6 protein-coding genes and 1 pseudogene are annotated in these 9,105 nt (G+C 71.4%); 2 read left to right on the top strand and 5 right to left on the bottom strand.

Going from position 1 to position 9,105, the window contains the following annotated elements:
- The 5 genes from D7V80_RS38665 to D7V80_RS38645 all read right to left on the bottom strand — a co-directional run.
- The coding region (locus tag D7V80_RS38665; RefSeq protein ID WP_147447359.1) for an ABC transporter permease at positions 1 to 2,091 on the bottom strand (2,091 nt) is incomplete at its 3' end.
- Between the two features lie 200 nt (positions 2,092 to 2,291).
- Positions 2,292 to 5,048: a PQQ-dependent sugar dehydrogenase gene (locus D7V80_RS38660; protein ID WP_120592822.1), complete on the bottom strand. Its 2,757-nt coding sequence runs from the start codon at positions 5,046 to 5,048 to the stop codon at positions 2,292 to 2,294.
- Between the two features lie 55 nt (positions 5,049 to 5,103).
- On the bottom strand, positions 5,104 to 5,643 hold the full coding sequence (locus D7V80_RS38655; protein ID WP_120592821.1) for a hypothetical protein: 540 nt from the start codon (positions 5,641 to 5,643) through the stop codon (positions 5,104 to 5,106).
- Positions 5,644 to 5,798: 155 nt separating this feature from the next.
- Entirely contained in the window at positions 5,799 to 6,356 is a 558-nt protein-coding gene (locus D7V80_RS38650; protein ID WP_233586049.1) for a hypothetical protein, read from the bottom strand.
- 78 nt (positions 6,357 to 6,434) lie between these two features.
- Positions 6,435 to 7,673 carry a citrate/2-methylcitrate synthase gene (locus D7V80_RS38645; RefSeq protein ID WP_233586048.1) on the bottom strand — a complete coding sequence of 413 codons (1,239 nt, stop codon included), beginning with the start codon at positions 7,671 to 7,673 and terminating at the stop codon, positions 6,435 to 6,437.
- Between the two features lie 173 nt (positions 7,674 to 7,846).
- Here D7V80_RS38645 and D7V80_RS38640 point away from each other — a divergent pair, with 173 nt between their 5' ends.
- Both D7V80_RS38640 and D7V80_RS38635 read left to right on the top strand, forming a co-directional pair.
- The gene (locus D7V80_RS38640; RefSeq protein WP_120592819.1) at positions 7,847 to 8,623 is read left to right on the top strand and encodes a class I SAM-dependent methyltransferase; all 777 of its coding nucleotides are present in this window, start codon (positions 7,847 to 7,849) and stop codon (positions 8,621 to 8,623) included.
- A gap of 61 nt (positions 8,624 to 8,684) precedes the next feature.
- Positions 8,685 to 9,105: pseudogene (locus D7V80_RS38635) on the top strand (alpha/beta hydrolase); the annotation flags it as partial.

Genomic DNA, 9,105 nt, shown 5'->3' with positions numbered 1-9,105 from the left:
CACCAACGCCACCCCCGCGAAGAGGCTCGCCAGCAGGAGATAGAAGCGCAGCGGCGCCACCGTTTCATCCACCACCGACGCCAGCGTCCGCACGCTTCCCACCGCGAGGTTCGCGTCCAGCCCCCGGAGCTCCGCCCGCACCGCCCCGGCCAGCGCGAGCGGCGCTCCTGTCGTGCGGAGCACCAGAGTCATGTTCGTGGAGCGCGACTGCTCATAGGGGACGTACACCTCCGGCGCGGCGGGCGCGGCCAGTCCCTCCGTGGCCAGGTTCGCCACCACCCCCACCACCCGGCCTCCGAACGCGCCGTTGCCAAAGTCCATGTCCGTGTCCAGCGTGCGGCCCAGCGGGTCCTCTCCCGGCCAGAAGCGGCGCGCCGCCTCCGCGTTGATCAACACCGCGCGCCCACCCGCGCCCCGGTCCTCTGGCAGCAGCGCCCGGCCGCGCAGCACCGGCACCCGCAGCGCCTCCAACGCTCCCGGCGTGACGACGCGGATGCTGGCCTGCCAGGGCTCCGTGCCCGGCGCCACCGGCCGCCGGGGGTCTCGCACCGCGATCGTCCACCGCTTCCCTTCCATGGGCAGCGCGTTCACCGCGCCCGCCGTGGCCACCCCGGGCAGGGCCCGCAGCCGCTCGAGCAGCCCGTCGTAGAAGGCCGCGGGCGCCGCGCTGCCGAAGGCGTAGCGGAAGGGCGGCAGGTCGAGCTTCACCGTCAACACGCCCTCCGGCTGGAAGCCCGGGTCCACCTGCCGCAGGTGCACGAAGCTGCGCAGCAGCAGGCCCGCGCTCACCAGCAGCAGCACCGCCAGCGCCGTCTCCGCCACGATGAGCGCCGCGCGGGTGCGGTGGTGATGAGCGGCGCCGCCCGCGCCCTCGCCCGCGGTCCGCAGCACGCGCGCCAGCTCCACCCGCGACGTCTGCCACGCCGGCACCAGCCCGAAGAGCAGCGTGGTGAACACCGACAGGCCCGCCGTGAACGCCAGCACGGTGCCATCGAGCGACACCTCGTCGATGCGCGGGATGTCCTTGGGCCCGAACGCCGCCAGCGCATCCAGCGCCCACATCGCCGCGAGCAGCCCGGCCCCGCCACCCAGCGCCGACAGGAGCGCGCTCTCCACCAGCAGCTCCCGCGCGATGCGCCCCCGGCTGGCGCCCAGCGCGAGCCGCACGGACGTCTCCGCCTCGCGCGACGCGGCCCGCGCCAGCAGCAGGTGCATGAGGTTGGCGCACGCGATGAGCAGCACCAGCCCCACCGCGCCCAGCAGCAACAACAGCGAGGGGCGCACCTGGCCCAGCAGCACGTCTCGCAAGGGCTCCACGCTCGCGCCCATGTCCGCGTTCGTCGCCGGGTACCGCGCCGCCAGGCTCCTCGCGACTGCCGACGCGTCGGCCCTCGCCCGCTCGATGCTCACGCCGGGCCCCAGCCGCCCATACACCTCCAGCCAGTGCGCGCCGCGCGCCTCCGGCTTCGTCATGGACTCATCCTGGATGAGCGGCGTCCACAGCTCCGCGCGCGACGGGAAGTCGAAGCCCGGCGCCATCACGCCCACCACCGTCCACGGCAGCGGGCCGCCCAGGCTCACCGTGCGCCCCAGCACGTCGGGGCTGCCGCCGAAGCGGCGCTGCCAGAGCGCATGCGACAGCACCGCGACCTGGGGCGCTCCCGGCGCGTCATCCCCGGCCTGGAGCGCGCGGCCCAGCTGCACGCGGGGCCCCAGCACCTGGAAGAACCCGGCCGTCACCATCGCGGTCTGCACCTTCATGGGCGAGGGCTCCGTCCGGTCCGCCCCGAGCGTCACCATCGCGGGTGCCACGCCAGCGAGCCCCTCGAAGGCCCGCGTCTGTTCGCGCAGGTCCATCAGGTCCGGCGGCGATGTAGGCCCCGGCCCCTGCCGGCCCACGCTGAACAGCCGCACGAGCCGCGCGTCGTCGCGCAGGGGCAACGGCCGCAGCAGCACCGCGTGCACCACGCTGAAGATGGCGACGTTCGCGCCAATGCCCAGCGCCAGCGTGGCCACCGCCACGACCGTGAAGGTGGGGCTGCGACGCAACCGCCGCAGCGCGAGCAGGAGGTCCTGGAGGAGGAGAGCCATGACGGACACCGTTGAGCATGGCGCATGCCATGGCGCCCGGACAGCCACGCCCAGGCGACAGGGCGGAGGAGCTGACCGGCGCTGGGAATCCGTATCCCGCTTCCGGACACTCGCGCGTGGCCTTCACGCGGCGCTGACGCGAAAACAGGACGGGAGGGCGTCCAGCAAGGGCGCCCTCCCGTCCTTGTTTCAGCGGAGCATCAGCTCGCGCGCGACCGTTTGCGACGGGTGGCCAGCGCGACGAGCGCCAGCCACGCGAGCGGGGCCACCGGGGCCGCGCCGCAGCCGCAGCCGGAGTCGTCCTCGGGCAGGGGATTGTTCGTGCCCGCGTCCGGGGTCCCCGTGCCCGCGTCCGGGTTCTCCGTGCCCGCGTCGGTGCCGGCATCCGGCCCGCCCGGCTCGCAGCGTCCGTCCCCAACACAGACCGTCGTCGTGGCTTCGGCGGTCGCGCCCTTCGTGTCCATCACCACGAAGCGCACGGTGTGCGGGCCCGGTGAAAGGCCCGTGGTGTCCCAGCGGTTGGGTTCACCCCCGAAGTCGTAGCGGGTGTCCGAGCGGACGACCCTGTAGGCGAGCGTGCCGTCCACGTAGAACTCGGCGCCGGTGCAGCCCACGTCGTCCTCGCACTCGCCGAAGAACTCCGCCGTGGCGCCGGACACGCGCTCGCCCTGGGCGGGACGGACGAGGATGGCGCGCGGCGGCTCATCCGCCTTCGTGGTGAGGGTGAAGGTCTGCTCCGCGTCCGGCGACACGCCGTTGGCCGCCCGCACGCGCACGTCCACGGTGCCCAGCACCGACGGCGTCCAGTTGATGAGGCCGGTGTCCGCGTCGATGCTCATGCCCTGCGGCACCGTGCCCTCCAGCGAATACGTGGGCTGCGGGCGGCCCACTGCCTCCACGTCGTAGCGGTAGGGGTTCCCCACCACGACGGTGGTGACGGGCGTGGAGGTGATGGTGGGCTGGAGCGGTTCGTCATCCGCCTCCACGGCCTCCAGCGTGCGCGCGTCCAGGCCCGGAATGGCGAGCGTGATGGTGGCCGTGCCGTCCACGTTGTCCGCGTCCTGCGACGCCCGGAGCGTGACGGTCTGGGGCGTGCTCCAGTTGGACGTCGTGAACGTGAGCGTGGACGCGGAGGCCACGGTGAGGTCCGGATCCCCTTGCGTGGCCGCCACGGTGACGGTGACGTTCGACGAGGGCCGCTGGGACAGGGACACGTCGAAGGTGGCGGTGCCGCCCTCGGGCACGGAGAGCCGGGTGGTGGACAGCACCAGCCGGGTCGCGTTGGTGTCGATGGTGGTGGCCACCACCGACTCGGACGTCAGCCCCTCCGAGGCCACGGTGAAGGTAGCGACGTCCGCGTCCGCGTCCGCGTCCACCACCGCCTCGAGCACCACGACCTGCGGCGCGCTCCAGTTCTCGGGGGAGAAGGTGAGGGTGCCACCGCCCAGGAGGCGCAGGTCCTCGGAGCCGCCCAGGGCCCGCGCCACGCTCACCGTCACGGGCGCGGTGGGCGCCTGGGCCAGGCGCACGGTGAAGGCCGCTTGCCCGCCCTCCATCAGGCGCAGGTTGAGCCCGGACACGACCAGCTTCTGGCCGGTGGCCGTGGGCGTCACCCGGCGCAGCACGCCGTTGGTGTAGCCCAGCGCGTAGAGCGCGCCGTCCGGCCCCACGCTCATGTCCACGTTGGCGGCGAAGCCCGTCCCCCACTCATCCACCGTCGCCACCGAGTTGTCCTCCGCCAGCGTGGCGCGCGTCACCTGGGCGCTGTTGTAGTCGCCGAAGAAGTAGTTGCCGCGGTACTCCGGCGGGAAGAGGGTGGCGTCGTAGAAGACGCCGCCGGTGATGGAGCCGCCCAGCGCCTGCGTCGTCGCGGAGCCGCCGCCGCTGGTGGCGTCCGGCAGGCCCGGCTGGGCCACGGTGAAGGTGGTGGTGGTGGGCGCGTTGTTGGCGCTGGCGACGTAGAACTCGCCATTGAAGCTCGCGTCCCCCACGCCTTCGAGCGAGAGCTTCTCCCCCTTGCGGAAGCCGTGCGGCGTGGCGGTGGTGAAGGTGGCGATCCCTCCGCTGCGCGCCGCGCCCGTGGCGGTGAGGTTGCGTGAGTCAATCGAGTTGGTGCGGTACTTGATGACGGGGGTGATGTAGTCGTTCCCGATGGGCTGGTTGTTCTCGTAGTCGTTGTAGCCGGCGTGGCTGCGCCGGGGCACGACGAGGACCTGCTCGTAGCCGTCTCCCACGTCGTTGACCCACAGGAGGCCGGTGGTGGGCTGGAACGTGAAGGTGAACGGGTTTCGCAGGCCGCGCGCCCAGATGTATTCGTTGTTGGGGCCCACGCCGTCATTGAACGGGTTGTCATTGACGGGCGTGCCGTCCAGGTTGGCGCGGCCCACCTTGGCTGCCAGCGACGTCAGGTCCGCGTCCACGCCGGTGCCGTTGCCCAGGTCGCCAATGGCCCAGTAGAGCTTCCCGTCCGGCCCGAAGCCCAGCCCGCCGCCGTCGTGGTTGTTGCCCGCCGTGGGCAGCCGCGTGACGACCTCCGTGCGCGCGATGCCCGTGCCGTTGACGTCCGTGTAGCGGACGATGCGCTGCTCGGTCGCGGAGACGGTGACGAAGAAGTAGACGTACCGGTTGACCACGTAGTTCGGGTCGAACGCGATGCCGATGAGGCCACACTCGCTGTGGGTGTAGACCGCGGGCTCCGTGGCGAACGTGCTTGTTATCAGCGTGGAGGTGCCGGGCTGCGTCTCCAGCACGCCGTCCTTCATGGCCACCGTCCGCACGACGCCGTTCTTCAGCGTGACGAACAGGCGCCCCGAACCATCCGGCGCCCACGCCATGCCCGTGGCGGGCGTCAGGCTGGTGGACGAATAGCTCGTTTCCACGAAGCCAGCCGGTACGGCGGCCCGGGCTTGCGCGGACATCATCAGGAGCAGCAGTGAGGCCATGAGGGGGGTACGCATGGCCCCGACCCTACCGCACCCCAGGTGGGGCCCGACGCCCCACCTGGAGGAACCCCTACCGCGTCGCGGTGAAGTTCCGCTTGATGTGGCACTTCACGCTGTTGTCCTCGGAGGAGAGGAGCTCCAGATCATACGTCCCCTCGATGACCGACCTGTCGGTGTCGGACCGGGGCGAGGGCGCGGCCACCGTCGAGTCGATCAGGATGGTGCGCCTGACCTTCTTTTCGGTGAGGTACTGCGCGGTGGAGAAGTAGAGCCGCCGCGCGGGCTCACCCTCGTAGTAGGCCGACAGCGTCTCGTCGCCGAACTTCGCCGTGACGTAGCTGTCGGACAGGGTCAACACGAGCGGCCCCTGTGGCAGGCCGAACCCCAGTGCCTCGCATCCCTCGCCCGGAGGCGATGAGTCCGCGAACTGGAGCGTGTAGGTGCCCGCGATGGCGCATCCCTCCTCACAGTCAGGAGGCGAGCTGCTGCCACAGCCCGGGTTCCCCATGCCGCTGCCCATCGTCATCATGCCCACGGCGAGCAGCACCGGGATGCGGAGGAACGTCACGGCCTTCGGGGAACGGGCGCTGCGCGGGGACCCGATGTGCATGAAAGACTCCAGGTGGAACGGGAGGGCGTCAGAGTAGCCAACGCCTGCCCTGGTTCGCACCTGGGGTCCGTGTTGCTTCACATCACGACATCACGCACATGTGGGGTGTCTCGCCCGCGCTCGGTGCAGGAGCGTGGGCGGGACACCCCGTGAACTCAGGGCGTGCGGGACGCCACGGCGGGCGCGGCGGTCATCGCCTGGCTGAGCTTCCGGGCACCTTCCGAGAAGGCGCCGCGTGCAATCTCCTGCCCGGAGGTGCCGAGCACCTGGGCGAACACGCGGTCGAAGCCCTTCTCCAGGCCCATGGTCTTGTGGGGTTCACCCTTGGAGTCCGCGACCATGTAGAGCGACGAGTCCAGCTCGGCGGGCGGTGCCTCGCCCTTCTGGCGGTACAGGTCCTTCATGGCGGAGAGCGACTCCTTGTGGCTCTTGCGGATCTCCCCGCGCGCCATACCCTTGAAGAGGCCCGAGACGTCGCGCAGGTCCACGTGGATGACGACGATGGGCTTCTTCTCACGCACGTCGTAGATGAACTGGGAGGCGCGCTGGCGCAGCTCGTCCTTGGTGCCCTTGTTGGCATACAGCACCAGCGTGGGCCGGCCCTGCCCGATGGGGACCTCCTTGCCGAACACGTCCTTCAGTTCAGCGGCGCTGGCCGGGAGAGCTCCCAGCAATCCGAGCAGGCAGGTCAGCAGGGCGGTCTTCTTCATCATGCAGTGGCTCCAAAGGGTGAAGAGTCGCAATGGGTCCTGAAACATCGCCACCCCCACCCTGAATCCCGGCGGATGAATTCAATCTGTGCCTGGTGAAGAGGGGCCGACGTAGCGAGCCCTGGGGCGCAGCAGGTGTCCCTGCTCCCGCTGCTCCAGCACGTGCGCCACCCAGCCCGCCGAGCGCCCCACCGCGAACACCGTCGCGGCGGCGCCCTTCGGCAGGCCCAGCGCCTCCGCCAGCATCACCAGGCCCACCTCCATCGAAGGCGCGGGATGTCCCGCGTCGCGCATCACGTCCACCAGCGCGGAGCCCACGCGCACCGCTCTGGCATCCGGGCGCAGCTCCCGCGCGGCCAGGATGAGCGGGGGCGTGCGCGGGTCTCCCTGGGGATACAGCCGGTGGCCGAAGCCCGGCACCGATTCGCCCCGGCGGACGTACGCGTCCACCACCTCCTTCGCCCGCTCCGGACGGCCCACCTCCGTGAGGAGCGCCTCCACGCGGTCGCACGCGCCCCCGTGCTTCGCGCCGGAGAGCGCCGCCATCGCCGCGCCCACGCACGCGTACAGGTCCGCGCCGGAGGAGGCCGTCACCCGGGCGGCGAACGTCGACACATTCAGCTCATGGTCCGCGCAGAGCACCAGCGCCTGGTTCAACGACGCCGCGGCGTGCGATGAGCGGGCGTCCCACGCGTGCGCCAGCGAGTCCGCCACCGTCCGTTCCCGCAGGGCGGGGGCCACGCGCTCCGGCGCCCGGGCCGCGCACACCCACGCCGCCAGGTGACGCAGCAGGCCCCGGGCCCGCTCGAGTTCTTGAGCCGGTGGCGCCGCGAAGCGCACCGCGTCCCGCGCGCCCAGCAGGGACACCAGCGTCGCCAGCACCTTCGCGGGAGGCGTGCCCTGGGGTAGGAGCGCCGCCAGCGCGGCAGGAGGGAAGGGCGCTCGCGGCGTGGGCCACGTCGTGTCCCGGTGTTTCGGCAGCGCGCCGGACCAGAGCAGCTCCGCCACGTCCTCGAAGGCGCGCCCTTTCGTGGCCAGCTCCACCGCGGAGTGGCTTCCCCGGTACGCCAGTCCCTTGGCCTCCACGCGCGACACGGCGGAGTCGATGACGGGCTCGCCCCAGCGCAGCGCTCCCGCCGCCACCGCCGCGTGTCCCGCCCTCGCGTCGTGGCGGACCTTCAGCCGCTCCAGGTCCGCGCGTGCGTAGCGGTTCTCCTTCGTTCCCTGCACCGGCACGCACCGCACCAGTCCCCGGCTCACGTAGGTGTAGAGCGTCGCGAGCTTCACGCCGAGCAGTGCTGCCGCCTCGCTCGCCGACACCAGGGCTTCCTCCCGCTCAGGTCGATGTTCGAATCGAGATTGAGAGCGTCCACCGCGGCGTCTATCCATGCTCCATCCACCTCCTGGAAGGAGAGTGTCGGCGCGGCGCTCGGCCGCTGTCGACGTGTCTTTCCTCATGGACACGTGGAGCCCCGAACCCTGGAGGACATGCCATGCAGGTGGACTTTGGCCGCACGTCGGAGGATTACGCCCGGCACCGCGCCGGCTTTCCGGAGGCCTTCTTCGAGCGGCTCCTCCGTGAAGGCATCTTTCATCCCGGTCAGCGCGTGCTCGACCTGGGCGCGGGCACGGGCACGCTCGCGCGGGGACTGGCGAAGCGCGGTGGCGACGTCACTGCGTTGGACCTCTCTGCGTCCATGTTGGATTCGGCCCGCGGGCTCGCGAGCGACGAGGGGCTGTCCATCGACTTCCGCGTGGCTCCGGCGGAGCGGACCGGCCTTCCGTCGGAGTCCTTCGGGCTCGTCACCGCCGGAACGTGCTGGCATTGGTTCGACCGCGCCGCCGCGGCCCGCGAGGCCTTCCGGGTGCTGGCGCCGGGAGGTCGGTTGGTCATCGCGCACTTCGACTGGCTGCCTTTGCCGGGCAATGTCGTGCAGGTCGTCCACACCCTCATCGACACCTTCAATCCCTCCCAGGTCGCGCCCTATGTTGAATTCGGGCACGACGCCGGCATCTACCCTCGCTGGTTCCAGGACGTCGCCACCGCGGGCTTCACCGGCCTGGAGTCCTTCTCCTTCGACACCGTCGTCCACTACTCGCTTGAGGCCTGGATGGGGCGGGTGCGCGCCAGCGCCAAGGTGGGCCCGGTGCTCTCCGCGGAGGAGGCCGCCTGCTTCGAGGTCGCGCACGCGAAGCTCCTCGCGGAGCGGTTCCCCCAGGCGCCGTTCGCCGTGCCGCACCGCGTGTTCGCGCTGGTCGCCACGCGGTGAGTGACAGAAGTGGAGGCCCGCGGTGTTCGAACCGCCAGCACTTCGCTGGAGGCCAGAGACCATGGGCATCACACTGGACCGTCGCTCCCTCATCCAAGCCAGCCTGGGGCTGACCGGGGGGCTCGCGCTCCTCCGGGGCGCTCCCTCGGCGGCGGCCGGACGTCCTTCCCCGACTGCCTCATCCACCGAGGAGCCCCGGCCCTGGTGGGAGCTGGGGTTGATGGCGGACCCCATCATGGAGAGCCAGCTCCTGCACTTCCTGGCCGGGACCTACAGCGCGCAGTCGGACATCAGCGAGGTGCTGGACACCGCGACCCGCATCGTCGCGGGGGATGACTGGAGCTGGCCCAATGAGTGGGTCAGCACCGCCGACCGCATCCGCGCCATGGGCGACGTGAGCCTGTCCCGCCGCCATTCCATCAGCGCGGGCAATGCCTACCTGCGCGCCGCCAACTACTACCGCGCCGCGCTCATCCACCACC

Source organism: Corallococcus sp. CA054B, assembly GCF_003611625.1.
Lineage (GTDB): Bacteria > Myxococcota > Myxococcia > Myxococcales > Myxococcaceae > Corallococcus > Corallococcus coralloides.
This window is presented reverse-complemented; position numbering and strand designations above follow the sequence as displayed.

Bases quoted from the DNA above. Each gene is read 5' to 3' on its own strand.
- D7V80_RS38660 (WP_120592822.1), bottom strand. From the start codon at position 5,048: ATGCGTACCCCCCTCATGGCCTCACTGCTGCTCCTGATGATGTCCGCG.
- D7V80_RS38655 (WP_120592821.1), bottom strand. From the start codon at position 5,643: ATGCACATCGGGTCCCCGCGCAGCGCCCGTTCCCCGAAGGCCGTGACG.
- D7V80_RS38650 (WP_233586049.1), bottom strand. From the start codon at position 6,356: ATGATGAAGAAGACCGCCCTGCTGACCTGCCTGCTCGGATTGCTGGGA.
- D7V80_RS38640 (WP_120592819.1), top strand. From the start codon at position 7,847: ATGCAGGTGGACTTTGGCCGCACGTCGGAGGATTACGCCCGGCACCGC.